Here is a 440-nt window from a genome sequence, read left to right on the forward strand (position 1 = left end):
ATGATGGCGCGGGCGATCGATAGGCGCTGGCGCTGGCCGCCCGAGAATTCATGCGGATATTTGTCCATGTCGCGCGGACCGAGCCCGACTTCATCGAGCGCATGCGCGACCATCTCGCGCCGCTCGGCCTGCGTCGGCTGCTTTTCCAGAAGATGCAGCGGCTCGGCCACCAGCTTCTCCACCTTCTGACGCGGATCGAAGGAGCCGTAGGGATCCTGGAACACGACCTGCATGTCGCGCCGCGCCGGCTTCAGCTCGGCCTCCGCTTTACCCGTGATGGCTTCGCCGCGAAAGCGGATCGTGCCCGCCGTCGGCTTGTCCAGGGCGAGGATCATGCGGGCAAGCGTGGACTTGCCGCAACCGGAGCGGCCGACGAGCGCCACGGATTGCGCGGGCTCGATGGTGAGCGAGACATCGTCGACGGCGCGGATCGGTTGCGC

General features: G+C 67.0%; 1 protein-coding gene. It reads right to left on the reverse strand.

The features are described 5' to 3' along the window. On the reverse strand, positions 1–440 hold a 440-nt coding region (locus EOA24_RS40835), incomplete at both ends, for an ATP-binding cassette domain-containing protein (RefSeq protein ID WP_127410963.1).

It is taken from the genome of Mesorhizobium sp. M2A.F.Ca.ET.039.01.1.1, from assembly GCF_003998035.1.
Classification (GTDB): Bacteria; Pseudomonadota; Alphaproteobacteria; order Rhizobiales; family Rhizobiaceae; genus Mesorhizobium.